Consider the following 21,336-nt stretch of genomic DNA (forward strand, 5'->3'; position numbering starts at 1 on the left):
GGGACTGCAATTCCTCAGTAGGTCTTTCTTTTAATGGATGCAAACTTACATACATCAATCGATTCATAACGAACTGTTTTTTAGGGAACTGGTAATCGCGATTCATCATCCTGAGTGTTTTCTTGTTTGTCTGCGTAAATGTTGGCAGTATCAATCCCTAACCTATTTAGAAGGAATCTAAGCACTGAAACAAGTTTACGGGCTTGCTCATAGCGTGGTGATGTAATCTTCTCTTCACAAGTTCTTTCCCATATATCAACCTCTTTCTCTAAGTCAATTAAAAGTAGGTAGATATCATCTAATTTGTCAGCAATAGAGATTGGGACATATTTTTGCATTACCTCTCCTGCATACTTCTTCTTTCTACCTGAGCCTGGCTTTCTTGTGCCTGTTTTTGGAACACCTCTAGGCATTGTTTTGCCTCCCTTCGGTCGCAGTCTTGTTCCCACTTACTAATCTCATCATCCAATTCCAGCAAAAAACTATGCATAATTTCAATTTTTTCTGCAAAGGATGTGGAGATACGCATTCTGACTGTGGGACTGTCAAATTTTCTTCCTTTTCGTATGCGAATAAATGTCGGTCTGGGTCGTGTCCGTTATCAATGCTTGTTTGGACTGCTTCAATTCGATTTTTCAGTGCTTTATAACGTTCATCTAGTTTGGCAAAGTTTTCAATTATTGTTTGAGGTGTAACCTCTTCATCCGTTAAGCCCATAACTAAATTGGCAAGTCTTGTAGACTCAAGATTCAATTGATGTGCTTGAGACTGAATAGTTTTGAATTTGTAACCCGGTGAGTTCATAACTTTTTCTCAATGACAGTAGTTTTAAGTGACAGTGGTTTATACCCAACAGTAACAGCGCTATGGAAGTGATGAATCTCTAAATCCCTTGCTGTGCTTGGTATATATCATTTATAACAGATAAATAAAAAACGTCAACTATTTATCTGTTATAAATAAAAAATAAGCTACAACGTATGCTGTGAATGGATTATAAGAGTTATTGGTTTTGTTTGTACTATTTCTCTGTTTTTCTTGCACTCTCAAGCACCGGACACTGACAATCCCTCTGTTGATACCCCTACTTTTCGGGTAACACCTTGGATAACACCTTCGATGCTACCGCCGATGACACCCAATTTTCATACCCCTACTTCCCACCCCTCATGTTCCCGGTATTCAGGTACGGATTGAGTGCTTTTGCTCTTGCAAGTACCTCTGTACAACGAATGTACTCTTCCCCCACGTCAGCATAGGCACTGGTAAAGGCTTTTGCTTCATTCACCTCATCACGCATTGCAGTCAGTAATTGCGCTTTCAGCTCTGCCAAGTGCTTCTCTGTTGTAGCGATCTCCTGACGCAAAGCATTCACGTGTATGTGATGTGCAGTAAGCTTGGCTTTTTGCGCTTGACTAGGCAGTGATGGCTGAGGTTTAGCGATCGCTGAGTAAGTGCCTGTTTTACGAATAGCTGGTATCACTTCCGATGTGAGCCACTTCTTAAAGCGCTTTGCTTGTGCTTTGCGACTGGTAAGAACAAGGGAGTACAAGCCTGACTCGTTAATGCAAAGTGTTTCCCTGCCTTGACCTGATATCTGTAATGTATACATCAGCTTTTCATCGTCATCCAATTTCGCGATCGCCTGACTGACATTTATGATGTCCAATACGCTACAAACATCTGCTGCTACCCACCACGGCTCATCCGCAGTGCCCACAAACCGTATTTCGTGTGACTCAAAGCTGAAAACTGATAAGTTTGCCATTTTCCTTGTGTTGTAAATTGTGTGTTGTGGTTGACAGTATTCACACAACCATAAGAAAACACCCTATTTTTCACGGTAGGGTGTCGTTTTTACTTATATGTCGTTTATGGTAGTAGTTTTATGCTAAGGACTACATACCCGTTTTCAAGTGCCCTGTGATGTAAATTCGCTCAATAAATTGTCCACATGAATGATTGAAATTTCAGGCAAACTTTTCTTGATTGGTTTAGTCAGTGGTTGAATTCCTGAAATATTGTTACACGAAATGAACTGAAAGCCTTGTTCTGTATGCACCACAGGCACTTTGTACACAGCACTGGAAAGTCTGTTTAGGGAAACTTAACGGGGGTTCGAATCCCCCCCTCTCCGTTTTCAGACCTAATTCTAAATATATAGTTTGAACCATAGTTCTACAAATAGTTAGGTTCAGTAAGAAGCATATCTAAAACTCAGACTAAACATTGCCTAAATTGAATCTTTTTAGGCAATGCTCAATTGCTTTATAACGGAATAATAAGGGTTGTGGCTTATCCAAAAAATACTGCTTAAATTCTCTTTTAAGCAGCATTTTGTCAAGTGCGTAACTTTCTGCATGAATGCTACTAAAACCTCGACTAAGGTGATTTCCGACAAAGAAAATACCTGTGTTAGCGAGTTTCGACAACTCTTGCAGACGCTACGCGTAGCTTGCTTCCCCGCAGGGGTACGCTCAACTCTCGATCTATGAGTTGGTTGAGCGAAGCGATGCACTGAGCCTGTCGAAGTGTCGAAACCAACGGCATCGGTATATTTATTCTTGTAAATCACCTAAGACTGTGGAACCCACACAGAAACAGAACCAGCATCGCATCGAAAATCAGCCCAGCCCTCATCATTCGTTGTCACAGGTTCGCCGATATGTTCAGTAATATCAATGTAAGTGCTGTTGGGTTGCCCAACTTCCATCCACTTAGTCCCTTCTCCTCCATTACTCAGAACTACTGCCATACCGCCAGGATGTTCTTCGTCTCCTAAGCGTGTCCAGGCGATTGTATTGGCGTGATCGAAGTAATCGTATTGGTCGCCATAGGCATAGGTTTGACGAACGTGCAAAAATTTATCAATTATCCATTTATGACTATCGAGCCAAATCTCATGCTCATTGCCATCGCTGCCCGTATCCTTGTAATTAGCACCATAGTAATCCGCATAGAAGATACAGGGATAACCCTCACTTCGCAGTAGAATCAACGCATAAGCTAACGGTTTAAACCAGCCTTCCACTACAGATTCCAACGACTGCAAGGGTTGAGAGTCATGATTGTCAACTAAGGTGACGGCTAAAGCAGGTTGCTGTTGCACCAATGTGTTATCAAATATCTGCCGCATATCGTAGTCATTGCCTTGTTTGCTGGCAGCGCTAAAGTTATAGTGCAATGGCGCATCAAACAGCAACACATCGCCACCGGTGACGTTAATGAAATGGTGCAGCGCTTCAACTTCATAAGACCAATACTCACCGACGGCAAAAAGATCGCGACCAGCCTTTTGGCGACAGTGTTGCAGCCATTCTGGGAAAAAGCCAGCTCTAACGTGTTTAACCGCATCAAAACGAAAGCCATCTATATCAGTGGTTTCTACAAACCACTCACCCCAGCGATTCAACTCCTCGCGAACTTCTGGACTTTCCATATCCAAATCGCATCCCATGAGATAGTCGAAAGCGCCTTTTTCCAGGTCAACCTGTTCGTCAAATTTTTTATCTTTGAATAGATAAACTGCGTTTTCACCTTCGTTGTAGACGTTGTAATCAACTGCGTCGAAGTGCCACCAGTGCCATTCCATATCGGAGTATTTGCCCTTCCGACCTGGGAAGGTAAAGTGAGTCCACACTTTTATTGTTTGCATCTCACCGATTGGCTCGTGGCGATTGTCTGGATTGTAAGGAGTTGCTTCTACCTCTTCGGGTTCGTCTGCACCTAACTTGTGGTTAAGGACAACATCAGCATAGACTCGAATGCCAGCAGCTTTTGCCGCCTTAACAGCAGCAATATACTCGTCTTTTGTGCCGTACTTTGTCCGAACCGAGCCTTTCTGGTCAAACTCGCCTAGATCGTACATATCGTAGACTCCGTAGCCGACATCGTAGCCACCCCCTGTTCCTTTGTATGCTGGGGGTAGCCAAACAGATGTAACACCTACATCAGCTAACTCTTTGACTTTATCTTTCAATTCATTCCAAAGATTGCCATCTGGAGGGATATACCAATGGAAGTACTGCATCATTACACCATTCAGTTGAGCCATATCTATCCCTCTGGTTAAATATACGATGAGTTGTGATTTCCGACACAAAGACTCTACATTAAGTTTTATTTTTTGTCTTTCAATAGAAACAAAAATCTATTAAAAAACTTTGCTCAGCTCATGTTGTTTTCTTCTGTGGCTGACAGTTCTTCAGCTAAGTTTTTCTGGAGTGCTTCCAATACCGCGATCGGGTCAGCTGGTTCCTGCATCGATTTCGCTTCCGAATCTTGCCGATTTATCACATTAGGCAAATCGGTACGGAGTTCTTCTAATAGAGCAATAATCTTGGCAATTTTTTGCTCGGAGAGCAGGTTAAGCTGTAGCATCAATTGCGCCCGTTGTTCGGCAAAGTTTTCTTGGCGAGTTTGTCGTACTAGTACTCCGGTTGAAATCACCAATGACGCTGCATCTAAGCCTTGACCTGACCAGCTAAACGAGGGTAGATTGAATGGCAAAAAGCGATCAAAAAAACTGCTAAAAATCCAGATAGCCAGTATGACTAGCAAACTATACAGAAATATCGATCGCCCAAAGAATGTAGCGATCGCTTCTAGTATCCGCTGGTGGACGGGAATATCTCGAACTTCCTGGGCATGAAGTGAAATAATCGCTTCAATATTTTTTGCAATCGGGTCTGGTAATGGAGCCGTGATCACTTGATTTCGAGAAGCTTTGTCTTTGAGTTTGTTAGCATCTGAACTGAAGTGTCTGTTTGCTGTCTCGTCTGCGTCATCGGTCATGCACCAACTCCTGAATCTGGATGTTACTCGATTATTGCTTATCTTCCACCGACGATGGCGCGCATCCCAATACTGCTCGATTATTTAGATTTAGAACTAGAAAAATTAAATATGATTTCCAAATAAATCGACTTTAGGGGCGTACATCTGTATGCCCCTAATAGGTATTTCGTAAAACCAAGGGTATTGAGTTCTAAGGCACTTCAATGGGAATCAAAGCATTTTCTGGCAAATAGTTGGAAAAACGCCCTTCATCTGCAAGCACCAAAATCAGACGCAGAGGATAATCTGGCGGAACTTGCAAATCTGCCCACGGTACTGCCAACTCTAAACAATTATTTAAAGCTACTTGAGCGCGGCTGAAACGGGGATGCCATTGATAATTGTCTCCAGCTTCTCGAAATTGAATCGATTGCGTCAGCAAGTTAACTTCCAGAAGATGGTGGAAATGGTAATTAAGTGGGGCTGCATCTGGTACATCTGCCAAGGGAATTGGGCTGTTCACCATTGTTTTTTCTGGATAGAACCACAACAAATTTAACTCTGCTGGAAAACCCCGCCCTGGTGCAACGCCACCTTTAAAGTCCAACCGCAAATAGAAATTTAAGTGATCTACCCCATACCAAAGTCGCTGGATAATACTGCTATTGTGCATCGTCCCCCGCGCCCCGCCGATTTCTATGCGTCCAGCTTTGTCCCAATCTTGTTCGTCACCCTTACCATCAATGACGGGGTGAATAAAGCCTTGTGGGGTGTGGCTTTTCTGTGCTTCGTGGATTTCCAGCGGTTGCTTGAGATAGGGCGGTACAGGTTCATTTAAAGCTTTGTAAATACCAAACAGATGTTCTCGAAACAACCGATCAAAAATGGCATCCTGATTTGAGGAGTGTCCTGTACCAAACCACCAGAACCAGTCGGAACCCTCTGCGGCATACAATGCTTCCCACGCTTCTGGGTTGTTTTCTTCCGTCGCTTCGGGATGACTTGCAAGCATAATTCTAGCTTCTGTCAAGTAATCCCAAGCACGATTTTTGACGGGATCGCCGATCCAAGTGGTGAAGTTGCCATCTACCCAAGAACCACTATGTAGTTGCCCTCCGGGGATGGTGGCTGTGGCTGGAAATTCTTCCAGAAATTCGGAGACAGTGACGAGTTTGAGGTGGGGTTCATCGCTCAAACTTTGATATAAAGCTTCTAAGAAAGGTTTGCCATCTTGGGGATAAAATTCCCAGCAATTTTCCCCATCTAAGGCGATGGTAACTAGCCAAGGTTGATCACTGTGACTATCTCTTTGCATTTTAGCGATCGCTTGCAAATGTCCTACTAAATCGGCTGCTGCCTGTTTTGCTGGCATTGCACCATAAGTAAAACCAATCAAATCTGATAATCTATGGTCACGAAACACAATTGACAAGTCACCCTCGGCGGTTTGCAAGCGATAGGGTCGATACAACAGTTCTGGTTGCTCCACATTCCCCGCCCCATCCCGATGAAAAAAGTGTTTCAGCGTCCACCCTAAGACGGCTTCATCTGAGCATATCCACTTAAAACCTTGGTTAATAATATGCGGAAGTACCGCCGGACTAACTGACTGTTCCGAAGGCCACAAACCACGAGGTATCTGTCCAAAGCGGTCTTTATAGAAGTTCCAAGCTTTCCGCAAGTGGCGGGGAATATCTTCTGCCCACTCAAAGCGTTGCTTCGGTAGTGTCATATTAGGCACAGCTACCCGGCCAGAATTAGTATCAGCTAGCAAGGGTAAAATCGGGTGGGCGTAAGGCGTGGTGGTAACTTCTAGCTGCCCCGACTCCTGCATTTTTCGATGTTGGGGAATAATCCGGCTGAGGATTTCTCGCTGTTTGGAATAAATGCGCTGGCGATCGCTTAAAGTAAAATTCCGTCCCTGTTTTAACCAAGCAGCAATTTCTGGGTCATCCCAAAACAGCGGATCGATCCAAGCCAAATTGTGCCAAGCTAGCAAATCGCCATAATCTGGCAATTCCCAATTTGCTAAACACCAAGCTTGTCCTTTTTCCTGCCTTTGCTGATACAACTCGGCATAGCGGGGATGAGGGTCAATCAGAGTATGGTGATTGGCATCAAAAAAGTGTTGGATAATAAATTCGCGCTGTTGCTGGGTGAGTTGCTCATTCGGTGTCAAGCTGGCTGTGAGGTAAGGGTCAAAAGCAGTGCCAGCAATATAATCTTCGAGTTGCAATATTAGCGATGGAACTAAATTCACCGTTTGGTGTAACTTAGGATACCGCTCTAAAAGCAATACCAAATCCAAATAATCTTTAGTGCCATGCAAACGTACCCAAGGGAGACGGTACTGCTGACTTGGAGATAGCGAAACGCCGCTGCCAGGAGATTTGTACAGCGGCTGATGTTGATGCCAGATAAAAGCAATGTAGAGAGGATGAGACATATAAATAGTTAGGAGTTAAGAATGAGGAGTTAGGAGTTAATTGAAAACTCATAACTCCTAACTCCTAACTCCTAACTTTTACACCACTTGTTCAATTTCTGCAATTTCGGGAATCATTTCCTTAAGGCGGCGCTCAATACCCATTCTCAGGGTCATTGCAGAACTGGGACAAGAACCACAAGCACCTTGGAGGCGCAGTTTTACAACGGGGCCATCAAGTTCTACGAGTTCCACATTGCCGCCATCAGACATGAGATAAGGGCGCATTTCATCTAAAACTGTTTCAACGTTGTCAATTGTGAGTTCCATAGTTTAGACCTGCTAAGTTAATGATGGGCATTGGGCATTGAATAATAATGATCTCTGTGCCAGATGCGGCGTTGCTCATTAACCATTATCCAAAATATTATTTTCCAGCTTTGTTAAATCGATCCTAAATCTAATTGCCGCTATATTGCCAGGTGTCAGTTTTTTATGACTTTTGACTAAACCACTGCTGGTTTTAGCAACTTGATATTAGATTAGCTGAACAATTTCTCGTGCAAGCCCTCCTACTCTACTTTAGCCTGTAAAGTACTGAAGAGAACGCAAGGAGGTAAGGACAAGGAAGCTTTTTTCCCAATACCCCTCAAGAATGCTGAGTAATGAGTACTGAGTAATGAGTGCTGAGTGCTGAGTATTGAGTTTTGATACTTGGTAATACTGGGTTTTGAGTTTTAAACTTTAAAGTTTTTTAGTAATTATTATTTAATAACCATATTAGGGATGGGGCAAAACAGTTCCGAGTTGTGAGTAAGGAATCCTACTCATAACTCATTACTCAACATTCAGCACTACTTGTTGAGTCGCTATCATTAGACGAAACCATGACTGGTTGTTGATATAGTGGCACGGTGAATGTGACTGTTGAGCCAAGTCCTTCGCCCAAGCTATAAAAATGTACCTCACCGCCCATAGCCTCCACTAACTTCTGCGATATTACCAGTCCCAAACCTGTGCCGCCGTACTGGCGAGTGCGGGAGCCATCCACCTGAGAGAATAATTGAAACAGTTTATCTTGTTTGTCTAAAGAAACACCTATGCCGGTGTCTGCTACACGTACTCTCACCATGCCAGGAAATTGCTGATCTTGAAAGTTCGCCTTTTTGAGTACCAAATCAGCGCTGACAGTAACGCCGCCTTCATGGGTGAACTTGATGGCATTGTTCACCAAATTAAGCATCACTTGTAGTAACCGTTGATAGTTGCTTTGGACAATGATTTCATCGGAGGTAGCAGGCATTTGCATCCGAAAGCTAAGGTTTTTCATTTGTGCTTGGGGACGCATGAAACCTTCTACATGACTGAATAGCTCATCTAGCTTGACTGGAGCGTAAGCTAGCTCCATTTTACCAGCTTCGATTTTGGCAATGTCCAAAATGTCGTTGATGATATTCAGCAAATGTATCGATAAGTGATGAGCTTCTGCTAAAAACTGGTTTTGTTCTTCTGGATCATCAGCCATCCCTTCCAAAATCAGCTTCAAAAACCCAATCATACCGTTGAGGGGGGTACGAATTTCATGGGATACATTAGCCAGAAACTCACTTTTGAGGCGGGAAGCTTCTTCGGCTTTCTGACGCGCTACTTCTAATTCTTCATATAAAGTAGCATGAGCGATCGCAGTTCCCAATTGATCTGCTGCTTCTTTTGCCAGTTCTAATTCCGATTCTGTTAATGTATAGCATTCATCCTGCCAATTTAAGGCAACCAATCCATTAGCTTGGTCTTGATAGCAAGTCGCAACTACTAAAGTTTTCTGCCGCCCAGACTCTTTGTATCCAGGCACTTCCATCGTAACTGGTTCTAGGGTTGCCAAGGCTTGAGCAAAGGCAGGTTCAGAAGCTATATCTATGTCTGAGCCAAGCATTGATTTGAGTTCTGGCTGGCGATACTCAGCCTTCACCTGCACTTTTGAGCTTGAGGGCTGATAAGGACAAATAATGCAGCGTTCTAGCCGCAGTGCTTTCCCTAAACTATCAACTGTTTGCTGCCAAATAATATTTAAATCCAATGTCCTGCGAATATTTCTGGTAATGCGATTTACCAATTTTTGGTGTTGCTGTGAACGCAAAGCCAACTCTATTTGTGTGGGCGTTTTTGATGCCACACGCGCTTGCTTTTTGTTGAGTGTCGCTTGTACTAACCGTCCCATCACTAAAACGGTAGTAGCAGTGGTTCCCCAACTCGGCATAATCGGACTAATCACTAAGTCCAACTCAAATAATTCCTTCTGATAGCTAAACCAACACTGAAACCTTTCTGGCACCAAATTTGTCAAAATTCGGTGCAATCGTTCCAAGTAAGTAACCTTATCCACGGGGACAAAGGTTTGGGTCTGGTTTAGCTCGTCAACTATTTTTTCAGTATTTAACCCCAGGAGTTCGCTGTACTGCCAACAAAAGGTCAGATAGCGCCCTGCCCCATCTTGCGTATAAACCAACTCGGCTCCTAGAGTTGGTAATGAGCCATCAGTCTTACTGGTACTAGATTCCAGATTTTGGGAAAATACATTCGACAATTGGGAATTGGCAGTAATAGTCATTAATTGAGTTGGATAGACAAAGGGTATCCGACCGTAATTTTACTAAAGCCGCTGAAATTTATACATAAATTTTTACAGCTTTTTTGGGTTTGATGGGGTATTTTTTGGCGTTCTAAAAACCAGATTGGCAAACTTTACTTTTTTTAACTTGCATTGACAGTTAAATAATGGCGTCAATCGTTCCATTCACCGCGAGGAGGAACAGGAGTACGCACAGGCGTGCGCGTTAATTCGTCATCTCTGAGGATTTCACCCCGTAACCACTGGCGAATTGCCACCTCAATTACTTTACTTGGGTCATTGGTGAGATGCTGAATTTGCTCTAGTAACTCGGAGTCTAGGCGGACAGCGATTTCTACCTTATCGGCTTGTGTATTTTCCGCTTTGGTAGTTTTCTCTCTCATATTCATAGGTTTATATACTCTAAATTCTTTGAATTGGTTTTGTCTAAAGCTTTGTAAAGTAGTTATATTCATTATTTGGGCTAATTCGCTGAAAAATTTTCAAGGGCACAGTTAAATACTTCCCTGAAATAGCACCAAAGTAACAGCTTTAAGTTTTAAATCGCATTTTTCATATAACTGACTAGACAATGGCTCTAGAAGTTTTGCCGATAAACCAGCGATTATGGGCAATTACCAGTCGCAATTGCCCACGATCCCTACACGATCCCTACATGTACTTATTTACATTTATTGTACGCTTCTAGCTGTTGAATACTAGCAGCGACAAATAGACTTTCATAATATTCTTAAATGTCCACCTATTTAGATCGAAAGTTAAAGATGGGGTGAAGAGAGGCAGGGAGCAGAGGGGCAGGGGAGCAAGGGGAGAATAACTAATGACGAATGACGAATGACTAACTCAGCACTAAAAGCGGAGCGTCTTGGCTAAGAAAGCATTAAAATACATTAAGTAAATTGCCCTTTTAACTTTGGTTGCTGCTAAGGCAAAGATAGTATATGACTGACGTTCCCGCAGTTCGCATTCGCAATTTTTGTATTATTGCTCACATCGACCACGGGAAATCAACCCTCGCCGATCGCTTGCTACAAGCTACTGGCACTGTTGAAGACCGACAGATGAAGGAACAGTTTCTCGACAATATGGATTTGGAACGGGAGCGCGGCATTACGATTAAGCTGCAAGCTGCCCGGATGAACTACACAGCTAAGGATGGACAGCAGTATGTGCTGAACTTGATTGACACTCCGGGACACGTGGATTTCTCTTATGAAGTCTCTCGCTCTCTTGTTGCTTGCGAAGGAGCGCTATTGGTAGTAGATGCGTCCCAAGGTGTGGAAGCGCAAACTTTGGCAAATGTATATTTAGCATTAGAGAATAACCTGGAAATTATTCCAGTTTTGAATAAAATTGATTTGCCTGGGGCTGAACCAGAACGGGTAATTGGCGAAATTGAAGAAATTATCGGTCTAGATTGCAGTGGGGCAATTCTGGCTTCTGCTAAAGAGGGAATTGGGATTAATGAGATTTTAGAAGCAGTTGTCGAGCGGATACCGCCACCACCCAATACCATAAATGAACGCTTACGAGCGTTAATTTTTGATAGTTATTACGACAGTTATCGGGGAGTAATTGTGTATTTTCGGGTGATGGATGGCACCGTGAAAAAAGGCGATCGCATCCATTTAATGGCATCGGGTAAAGAATTTGAAATTGATGAATTAGGCGTTCTTTCTCCGACTCAAAAGCAAGTTGATGAACTGCACGCTGGAGAAGTAGGCTATTTGGGAGCGGCAATTAAAGCTGTCGCTGATGCACGGGTAGGAGACACAATTACCCTGAGTAAGGCGAAAGCAGATGCACCCTTACCAGGCTACGCAGAAGCGAACCCAATGGTTTTTTGCGGGATGTTCCCCATTGATGCCGATCAATTTGAAGATTTGCGGGAAGCCTTGGAAAAGCTGGAACTCAACGATGCAGCGCTGCATTACGAACCAGAAACTTCGAGCGCAATGGGGTTTGGGTTCCGTTGCGGATTCTTGGGTTTGCTGCACATGGAAATTGTCCAGGAACGTCTAGAGCGAGAGTATAACCTAGATTTAATCATTACAGCCCCCTCGGTGGTTTATAAGGTGATTACCCTCAAAGGCGAGGAACTGTACATCGATAATCCTAGCCGTTTACCTTCTCCCAACGATCGCGAAAGAATTGAAGAACCCTACGTCCAAGTCGAGATGATAACGCCGGAAACTTATGTTGGCAGCTTGATGGAGTTGTCACAAAATCGCCGGGGCATCTTCAAAGATATGAAATATCTCGCCCAAGGACGAACCACACTTACATACGAACTCCCCTTGGCGGAAGTTGTAACTGACTTTTTTGATCAAATGAAATCGCGATCGCGCGGTTACGCCAGTATGGAATATCACATCATCGGCTACCGTGAAAATCCTTTGGTGAAGCTGGATATCATGATTAACGGCGATCCTGTGGATTCCTTGGCGATGATTGTACATCGAGATAAAGCTTACAACGTCGGGCGGGCAATGGCAGAAAAGCTCAAGGAACTAATTCCCCGCCATCAATTTAAAGTGCCAATTCAGGCATCTATTGGCAGTAAAGTTATTGCCAGCGAACACATCCCTGCTTTGCGTAAAGATGTGTTAGCCAAATGCTACGGTGGTGACATCAGTCGGAAGAAAAAACTTTTGCAGAAGCAAGCAAAAGGTAAAAAGCGGATGAAATCTGTAGGTACTGTAGATGTACCGCAGGAAGCCTTTATGGCAGTACTGCGCTTGGATCAAAACTAATAGAATTCAGGAGTCAGGAGTCAGGAGTCAGGAGTCAGAATTCAGAATGAATTTGAGTCCGAATGGCGGATATCGCTACGCAAAGCGAGTCCGCATACTCCTGCAAAGCAGCAAGCTAGCAAAAGCGTCTGAATCTACTATTTTCAGTCCCCCACCAAAATTTTTTATTCTGAATTCTGAATTCTTTATTCTTCTTCAACATTCGTTAATTTTAATTACAACGGCTGTCAACAGCAGCCTCAAATGAGTTCCAGGCTGCTGCTGGCAGGTTAAACAATCCTTGAGTGTGCCTCTAGTGCGGGATTTCTAACAGAAAAAATGATAATTTATTGTAGAAATTCAAAACGTCATGAGCCGCAAGCAGCCCCAAGAACAACTCTCTGAGGCAGAGCAAAAGTATCGTACTCTCGTAGAACAAATTCCCGGCGTTGTTTACGTCTCACCGATTAATGACACTACAAAAGTTGCTTATATTAGTCCACAACTACAACAATTATTAGGCATTGCCCCTGAAGACTGGAATTTTGGTTTCTTTAATAGTTGGTTAGATTACACTCATCCAGAAGATCGCGATCGCGTTTGGCAAGCTGTAAATACTACAATTGCCACGGGAGAGCCTTTCAGTGTCGAGTATCGGATGATTAGGCGCGATGGCAGAATAATTTGGGTACGGGATCAAGCCAATCTCGTTCTCGATATCGATGGAGAAACTCAGGTACTTCAGGGTTTAGTATTTGATATTAGCGATCGCAAACAAGTAGAAGCTGCACTGCAAGAGAGCGAAGCGCGTTCTCGTGCCATCCTCGAAGACCAAACGGAACTGATTGCTAGAGGCTTACCAGATGGCACTTTTACCTTTGTTAATGAAGCTTACTGTCGATTTTTTGGGCTGGAGCGAGACAAAATTATCGGTCAGCACTACAAACCTGTTGTGTTTGAGGAAGATCAAGAACGTGTGTTTAGTCTGGTAAATTCCATCAGCTTAGAAAATCCCGTTATTACCATTGAAAATCGCGTCGTAGCTTGCGAAGGGGTGCGGTGGACGCAATGGATTGTTCGAGGGATATTTGATCCGCAGGGGATGCTTGTAGAACTTCAATCTGTTGGAAGAGATATAACTGACCGCAAACTGGTAGAACAAGCTTTAAGTGAAAATGAGCAAAAATTCCGGGCGATTTTCAATCAAACCATTCAGTTTATCGGATTGCTTGAGCCGAATGGGATAGTATTAGAAGCGAACCAAACAGCACTGGACTTTGCTGGGATTAGTCGAGAAGAAGTCGTTGGCAAGCCATTTTGGAAAGCAAAATGGTGGACAATTTCTTTAAACACTCAAGAGCAATTAAAAACTGCGATCGCATCTGCTGCTAATGGTCAACCTATTCGCTATGAAGTTGACATTATAGGTCGAGATGGTCAAGCGATCGCGATTGATTTTTCAATGCGTCCCATACTTGATGAAACTGGGCGTGTGACACTACTCATTTCTGAAGGACGAGATATTACTGAATATAAAGTCGCGCTTCAGGAACGCCACAAAGCTGAAGAGGCATTACGCTCAAGTCAAGACTTTCTACAAAAGGTTGCTAATACCGTACCGCATATTTTGTATTTGTTTGACCTCTTAAAAGGAACAAGCATTTATCTGAATGAGAAAAGTGTGACTATTTTAGGCTACTCTCCAGAGGAATTTTGTAACGCAGATCCGCAGTGGTTCATGAATTGCTTTCATCCAGACGACAGACACCTCTGCTATGACATTCCAAGTCGCTTTGTTAACCTTAAAGACAATGAAGTACTTTCCACTGAATACCGATTCCGACACAAAAATGGAGAATGGCGTTGGCTAAATACACGAGAAGTGGTATTTGCCAGAGATGGTAACGGCGCTCCAACGCAGATTCTTGGCTCGGTAGAAGACATTAATACTCGTAAAGAAGCTGAAGTAATGTTGCGACAGCAAGCAGAGGGAGAACGGCTAATTACTGAAGTAACTCAACAGATTCGACAATCACTGAATTTGGAGGAGGTTCTGAATACAACAGTCAACAGTATTCGCCAGTGTTTGGGTTCAGATTCCGTAGCTATCTACCAGTTAGAATCTGACGGAAGTGGCAATTTTGCGGCGGAATCACTGAGTGATAACTATCCTCAGAGATTAGAACTGACAATGCAACCATTTTCGCTCAACCAAGATTTTAGCTACTATTACCAGGGATTACCTAAAGTCTTCCATGATATTCAGGAGTCTGATTTTTCAGCCGATCTTTTTGAGTTATTACAACTCTATCAAATTAAGGCTGCTGTAATAGTACCGATTTTGAATGGGGAGCATCTGTGGGGTTTACTCATTGCTCACCAGTGTGGCGCACCTCGTTATTGGCAAGCATTTGAAGTTAATTTGTTGCACCAACTGGCAAGTCAAGTAGCGATCGCTATTCATCAATCAGTACTCTACCAGCAAGTGCAAGCTGCCAATGAAGAATTACAAAGATTAGCTACTCTAGATGGCTTGACTCAAATAGCCAATCGCCGCCGATTTGATGAGTATCTTGAAGCTGAGTGGCAGCGACTTAAACGCGAGCAAGTGCCTGTTTCTTTAATTTTGTTCGATGTCGATTTTTTTAAACCCTACAATGATACTTATGGTCATTTAGCAGGGGATGATTGTTTGCGACAATTAGCAAGTTCCCTCAAAAATATTGTTAAGCGTCCAGCCGATTTAGTCGCTCGTTATGGTGGCGAAGAATTTGCTATCATTCTGCCTAATACAGAGATTCAAGGAGCAATCTATGTAGCTGAAACTATTAGACAAGCAATCCGCGACTTAGCCATTCCTCATACTCAGTCTCGCGTGTGCGATCGTGTTACCGTTAGTCTAGGCGTTGTTAGCATTGTGCCAAATTCCGAAATTTCGCCGACAGACTTGATTAATGCAGCAGACAAAGCACTTTATGTAGCCAAACAGCAAGGACGCGATCGAGTTCATGCCGTTTCTGTCGTTATCCCTTCTTGACACCTGGTTGCGAGAGGCTCAATTGTTCTAATTACGAATTATTACTATACCTTGCTTTTTATCCTTAACTTACAGTTAATCGCCTTTAACAAAATCACTGTTAAAAAATCTAAAAATTTTAGTAAAAGTACTCACTACATTGGCCAGACTTGTATTTTTAGGTAAATGTAGTTTGTTAGATATTTATAAAGTGTTGGGGAGTCTAGTAGATGAAGATACTGGTACTGAGTTGGGAGTTTCCACCAAGGATTATTGGGGGAATTGCGCGGCATGTGGCGGAGTTGTACCCAGAACTGGTAAAGCTAGGACATGAAATTCACCTGATTACAGCGGAGTTTGGTCACGCGTCGATGTATGAGGTGGTTGAAGGAGTAAAGATACATCGAGTACCAGTGGCATATAGTAACGACTTTTTCCACTGGGTAGTGAATCTCAACTTGAGTATGGGAGATCACGCTGGTAAGTTAATTTTAGAAGAAGGGCCCTTTGATTTAATTCATGCCCATGATTGGTTAGTCGGAGATGCTGCGATCGCTCTCAAGCATAATTTTAAAATACCACTAATTGCCACAATTCATGCTACAGAATACGGACGATATAACGGTATTCACACAGATATTCAAGGTTATATAAATGGCAAAGAAACCTTGCTAGCTTACAATGCGTGGCGGATTATTGTTTGTAGCGACTATATGCGCCAAGAAGTAGAACGAGCGCTACATAGTCCTTGGGACAAAATTGATGTCATTTATAACGGTATCCGAGCCGAAAAGAAACAGCATCATACAGATTTTCATGCTCTAGATTTTCGCCGCCAATTTGCCGCAGACGATGAGAAAATAGTTTACTACCTCGGTCGTATGACCTACGAGAAAGGTGTACCTATATTACTTAATGCCGCACCCAAAATCCTTTCGGAAATGGGAGGTAACGTGAAATTTGTGATCGTTGGTGGCGGCAATACTGACCATCTCAAGCGCCAAGCCTGGGATTTAGGAATTTGGCATCATTGTTATTTTACTGGTTTTCTCTCCGATGAATATTTAGATAAATTTCAGACTGTCGCAGACTGCGCGGTTTTTCCGAGTCTTTACGAACCCTTTGGGATTGTAGCTTTAGAAAGCTTCGCTTCTCGTGTACCTGTAGTAGTTTCTGATACTGGTGGTTTTCCTGAAGTGGTGCAACATACCAAAACAGGCATTGTCACTTGGGTGAACAATCCCGATTCTTTAGCTTGGGGAATTTTGGAAGTGTTGAAAAATCCAGGTTATCGCCAATGGCTGGTGGATAACGCTTATGAGGATTTAGAAAGACGCTTTAGCTGGCCGAAACTAGCCAAGCAAACCGAACGAGTATATCAGCAAGTTGTACAAGAGCGATCGCAAATACCTTGGTAATATAGATCCCCGATTTCTTGAAGAAATCGGGGATCTAAAATTTTATTTTAACTTGCATAAATCCTTAATCAACTTTGAACAATCCATAGCTCAATACGCTTGGGTTAGCGCCAAAAATCTTCAGTTGTGTAGGTTGGGTTGAGGAACGAAACCCAACATTTATGACTATATAAAATAAACTGCTATTTTGGGATAAATTATGAGCTAAAAAAGCTAATAATATTGTTTATTGTGGACTATTTCTACCTTGGATTCACGCTTCTATTTTTCAATCGCTGGCAATGATCAGGAAGAACTAAATGCTGAAAATAATTTAATTTGTGTTCCCAGTTATTCAGCATATTGGGTAACTATTCCCAGTAATTACGGAAGCATCTGAACAATCAATACCTAATCTATTTTAAATTTTATCTGGTCAGAATTAAACGCTACAAGCAATGTAGATATTTTCGCACAGTAGCACAGAGAATTAATGATCACTCTGCGTTATTTTGCGTTAACAAACAGTACAAGACCTGTACGCTGGAAATTCTACCCGATCTAGTGCCACAGTTAAGCTAGTGCGCGTCTCAATTGCACATTTTTCGTTAAGACTGTCCTAAGTCAATTGGTTATTCACAACAACAGATAAATGACTAATGACAAAGAACAAATTTCACGAATAAATAAGCAATTAAAATGCGTCACAGCCTAGCAATAATTGCAGTTTGCTCTAGAAGTTTAGTATGACAAAGGCATTCCCAAGCATAGCAAGGCGCTTGAAAAGTACAGGAATCAAGTTGTTGAAAATGGGAACCTTCCTAATAACCCGTTTTATTGCAAGCTGGAAACGCTTCTTTCTGGGTGATACTGTTGATGTTCGCCCCTCCACCTCTGACTCCTTTGATGTCCGTCCCTCCTTAGCGGGCCCAGTCCTGAGTTTGGGTGGGGGAGGCCCCGATGTCGATGATGCTATCCAGTGGATGATTAACCAAGTTAGAGGAGGTAGTAACTCCAGCACTAAAGTTAATGTTGTAGTTATCCGCACTAATGGTAATCACGATTACAATCGGCTAATTTATGCCATGAAGGGTGTAAATTTTGTGGAAACTCTTTTGGTTAGGGATAGACAAGAGGCAAACAAAGCTGAGATTTATGAAAAAATCCGAAATGCTGATGTAGTTTTCTTTGCTGGCGGGGATCAATGTCAATACATCCGCAACTGGAAAGATACCAAGCTTGAGGCTGCCGTTAAATCAGTTTACCTTAAGGGAGGTGGTATTGGTGGCACTAGTGCGGGTGCAATGATCCAAAGTGATTGTGTTTATGATGCTTGCGCTTCTTCCGAAAAAGGCATTGAAACTAGAGACGCACTTGAAGATCCCTACCGAGACATTACTTTTACTTACAACTTTTTCAATTGGAGTAATTTGAAGGGAACTATCGTAGATACACACTTTGACAGGCGGGAAAGAATGGGTCGAATTATGACTTTCATTGCCCGTCAAATTAAGGATGGTGTATCTAGCAGTGTTTTAGGTATAGCGGTTAGTGAAAGTACGGCGGTTCTTGTGGATAAAAACGGTTTGGTGAAAGTTATGGGTAGGGGTGCAGCATACTTTGTACTTGGCAATCATCTACCAGAAGTATGCGAACCCCGAAAGCCTTTGACCTTTTCCAATTACAAAATTTGGAAAGTTCGCAGTGGCGACACCTTCAACTTAAGAAATAGACCAACTTCTGGATACTATCTCAGGAGTGTCAAAAGGGGACGGATTGATTCAAATCCCTATTGAGTGGCAGGGCTGATTCTTCTCATTTAAAACAGGATTTGTCAAGATGGTTAGCAAGAAAATTGGGCGTTGCTGAATCAAGGGATGATTCTTGTAGGGTGGGCGTCTCGCCCGCCCTGAAATACATGGGACGGGCAAGATGCCCATCCCACAAAACTAGCAAAATCATCCCGCAAATATGCAACGCCGAAAATTGTAACTAAGGGTGACGGTGAGATGAACATTTAAGCACTTAAATAGGGAGAATCTCACCTTTGCAAATATATCAGGCGTGTTTTTACACTCATTGAGATGCTCCCCTTAAATATCAGTAAAATAGTTAATTTTATCGGCACGCTGATAACAAACCAATCAATTTTTAATTGCTAGAACCCTTGATTTTTAAAGCTATTTGGGGAATGTAACACGCCCAACACCCATAACATTTTCTCATTTTGAAAATAGCTTTCAGGAGCTTTTAGCTCACTTGGGTAAGGGAGGGTCAAATAAAAGTAATTTTAGAAAAGAATCTGACAGAACCTGAGCTTCGGTTTTGCTCGGCTCAACCTGGTATATATAAGATTTTGAAAGTAATTTCGGGCAATACTAGGCGCTGATGGGTTGTTGTTCAGATTCAATTAACTGATTATTAGGTACATCAAATCTAATAGTACTAGCTGCCCAGTCTTTAAAATCGGGTGCTAGCCAGACTAGCTTACGCAGAATTTCATCATTGACCCACAACACCAAGGGAAACTGAAACTGTTTGCGAAACTCATCTCGCATGATATTGGTACTAATAATCAGTTGGTTAATTGCCACTACAGATTCTAAGCCTCGTACCATCAAAGCTTCGGGTTGAGTAGTACCAATTTCACTGGTAATAGCTGTGTACAATTTGTCAGCAGAAGGTGAGAGCAAAATTTCGTGAATATCTGCTGATGAAAATTCTGTTAACAAATTCAACACTTGCTGCTGCTTTTGAACACAGTTGCAACACGCCAATAACAGTGAAAACTGTCCACCGGAAACCATCATCGCCCTTGCTAGTCTCTTAGTGGCTGCTGTGCTGCTAACTGTGCCGTTTTCTGAATTAGTTAAGCCGATCATTAAAAACACCCTTCTTTTGATTTTCAAACATATTCAGTAATTCTACCCTATTAATTTTTATTTAAAAGTGTTAATTGGGTAACTTTGATGACTTGTCTCTGTAATATTAAGCATTATATAACGAACAAGCAGATGGTGCATTATCTCATATTCACAATTAAAGGATAATGTAAAGATAATATCAACACAATGTCAGTAATAGGGGACAAGCGAAGAATTAACAATTGAATTATCACTGGATTTTCATAGATTTTTGCATCTGCTAGCAAGTAAGTAATTTTTTGTTAAGCCACAGTAAAAAAAATACTCGGTAAAAGTCTAACAGTAAATGTTAGCAAGTGGCAAAACTTATAGCAGTTTTCAAACGCACTCCTACTTAAACATTAGGTTTTCCATGTCACCCTCCTCTTGTGGTTGCACTATAACTTTGCTTCACGCTAACACCAGTTATCTACAGCAGTAAACCCCCTACAGCATGAGTTCACCGCGTCACTGTGTCTTCTCAACAAGCTATCTGGGGAGGGATATTGAGTGTGGAGTAGTAAAATAGTCTCAGCACAAGATGCAGAAATCTTGTTGCATTAAAGCTAACTCATCCGTTTGATAGAACTGTAAATATAAGATGTCGCTCCGTTAGTGGAGGACAGGGAATATTTAGCTTTCTAAGATCGATTTAGAACATCTGAACTATAACAACCAGACAAGTTTGGAATTTGCTCAATTGCTCCATTTTTTGAGGTTGATAGCCAATAACAAACTTATGTAAATATTTATTTTTTTTTTGGAAACCAATCAATTAGGAATATAACACCATGCTATTTAAAGATCGGAGGTTTGCGGGTCAAGTTTTGGCTAAGGAGTTAAGCGCTTATGCTAACGACCCAAATGTTCTGGTATTAGGGCTACCAAGGGGTGGTGTACCCGTCGCCTTTGAAGTTGCCAAAACGTTAAATGCCCCCTTAGATATTTTAGTGGTACGTAAATTGGGTGTACCCGATCAAGAAGAACTAGCTATGGGAGCGATCGCTTCTGGTGGTGTGCGGATAGTCAATAAATATATTATCAACCTGGAAAAGATATCCGATGAAGTAATTGCCAGAGTGGCTGTGCAAGAAGAACGGGAGTTAGAGCGGCGGGAACGGCTTTATCGGGGAAATCGCCCCTTAAGAGATTTGAAAGGACGTACAGTCATCTTGGTAGATGATGGTTTAGCCACAGGTGCAACGATGTGGGCTGCTGTTGTAACTGTGCGAAAACAGCAACCTGCTCAGATTGTGATTGCTGTGCCTGTGGCTGCACCTGAAACTTGCCAAGAGTTAGAAACTGAGGTTGACGAAATCGTTTGCATCTCCAGACCCAGACCGTTTCAGAGTGTTGGTCTTTGGTACGAAAACTTTCCTCAAACGACCGATGAAGAAGTCCGCGACTTACTCGCAAAAGCGGCAAAGAACGGTGAAGCAATACCTCTTGGTACGTAGATAA

General features: G+C 42.4%; 15 protein-coding genes. 5 read left to right on the plus strand and 10 right to left on the minus strand.

Annotated features, from left to right (window positions below):
- Positions 1-80: 80 nt before the first annotated feature.
- The 9 genes from RMX69_RS25045 to RMX69_RS25085 all read right to left on the minus strand — a co-directional run bounded on the left by RMX69_RS25045 (position 81) and on the right by RMX69_RS25085 (position 10,216).
- Positions 81-413, minus strand: coding sequence for a hypothetical protein (locus RMX69_RS25045; RefSeq protein WP_322639045.1), 333 nt, complete (start codon positions 411-413; stop codon positions 81-83).
- Positions 406-804 carry a hypothetical protein gene (locus RMX69_RS25050; RefSeq protein ID WP_322639046.1) on the minus strand — a complete coding sequence of 133 codons (399 nt, stop codon included), beginning with the start codon at positions 802-804 and terminating at the stop codon, positions 406-408. The genes RMX69_RS25045 and RMX69_RS25050 overlap by 8 nt, the downstream gene beginning before the upstream one ends.
- A 349-nt stretch (positions 805-1,153) precedes the next feature.
- A complete protein-coding gene (locus RMX69_RS25055) occupies positions 1,154-1,768 on the minus strand; it encodes a Bro-N domain-containing protein (RefSeq protein WP_322639047.1) in 615 nt (204 codons plus the stop codon).
- A gap of 807 nt (positions 1,769-2,575) precedes the next feature.
- Positions 2,576-4,054, minus strand: a complete 1,479-nt coding sequence (locus RMX69_RS25060; RefSeq protein ID WP_322639048.1) for an alpha-amylase — start codon at positions 4,052-4,054, stop codon at positions 2,576-2,578.
- A gap of 113 nt (positions 4,055-4,167) precedes the next feature.
- On the minus strand, positions 4,168-4,794 hold the full coding sequence (locus RMX69_RS25065; protein ID WP_289796364.1) for a DUF1003 domain-containing protein: 627 nt from the start codon (positions 4,792-4,794) through the stop codon (positions 4,168-4,170).
- A 193-nt stretch (positions 4,795-4,987) separates the two neighbouring features.
- Complete coding sequence (locus tag RMX69_RS25070) at positions 4,988-7,222, minus strand: glycoside hydrolase (protein WP_322639049.1); 2,235 nt, start codon at positions 7,220-7,222, stop codon at positions 4,988-4,990.
- A gap of 78 nt (positions 7,223-7,300) precedes the next feature.
- Complete coding sequence (locus RMX69_RS25075) at positions 7,301-7,531, minus strand: NifU family protein (RefSeq protein ID WP_012408256.1); 231 nt, start codon at positions 7,529-7,531, stop codon at positions 7,301-7,303.
- Between the two features lie 511 nt (positions 7,532-8,042).
- Positions 8,043-9,806, minus strand: a complete 1,764-nt coding sequence (locus RMX69_RS25080; protein ID WP_289796362.1) for a sensor histidine kinase — start codon at positions 9,804-9,806, stop codon at positions 8,043-8,045.
- A gap of 173 nt (positions 9,807-9,979) precedes the next feature.
- The gene (locus tag RMX69_RS25085; protein ID WP_289796361.1) at positions 9,980-10,216 is read right to left on the minus strand and encodes a hypothetical protein; all 237 of its coding nucleotides are present in this window, start codon (positions 10,214-10,216) and stop codon (positions 9,980-9,982) included.
- Between the two features lie 552 nt (positions 10,217-10,768).
- Between RMX69_RS25085 and lepA the strand changes: the two genes are divergently transcribed.
- The 4 genes from lepA (at position 10,769) to RMX69_RS25105 (ending at position 18,768) form a co-directional block, all read left to right on the plus strand.
- Positions 10,769-12,580 (plus strand): translation elongation factor 4, encoded by a 1,812-nt coding sequence (lepA, locus tag RMX69_RS25090; protein ID WP_289796360.1) that lies wholly within the window; start codon positions 10,769-10,771, stop codon positions 12,578-12,580.
- A gap of 349 nt (positions 12,581-12,929) precedes the next feature.
- Positions 12,930-15,596, plus strand: a complete 2,667-nt coding sequence (locus RMX69_RS25095) for a PAS domain S-box protein (protein WP_322639050.1) — start codon at positions 12,930-12,932, stop codon at positions 15,594-15,596.
- Between the two features lie 209 nt (positions 15,597-15,805).
- A complete protein-coding gene (locus tag RMX69_RS25100) occupies positions 15,806-16,993 on the plus strand; it encodes a glycosyltransferase family 4 protein (protein WP_322639051.1) in 1,188 nt (395 codons plus the stop codon).
- 725 nt (positions 16,994-17,718) lie between these two features.
- Positions 17,719-18,768, plus strand: a complete 1,050-nt coding sequence (locus RMX69_RS25105) for a cyanophycinase (RefSeq protein ID WP_289796356.1) — start codon at positions 17,719-17,721, stop codon at positions 18,766-18,768.
- Between the two features lie 582 nt (positions 18,769-19,350).
- Here the strand turns inward: RMX69_RS25105 and RMX69_RS25110 are convergent.
- Positions 19,351-19,854 carry a hypothetical protein gene (locus RMX69_RS25110; protein ID WP_289799946.1) on the minus strand — a complete coding sequence of 168 codons (504 nt, stop codon included), beginning with the start codon at positions 19,852-19,854 and terminating at the stop codon, positions 19,351-19,353.
- A gap of 812 nt (positions 19,855-20,666) precedes the next feature.
- Between RMX69_RS25110 and RMX69_RS25115 the strand changes: the two genes are divergently transcribed.
- Positions 20,667-21,332: a phosphoribosyltransferase gene (locus RMX69_RS25115; RefSeq protein ID WP_289796355.1), complete on the plus strand. Its 666-nt coding sequence runs from the start codon at positions 20,667-20,669 to the stop codon at positions 21,330-21,332.
- The last annotated feature ends 4 nt before the right edge of the window (positions 21,333-21,336 follow it).

Source organism: Nostoc sp. EspVER01, from assembly GCF_034530635.1.
Lineage (GTDB): Bacteria > Cyanobacteriota > Cyanobacteriia > Cyanobacteriales > Nostocaceae > Nostoc.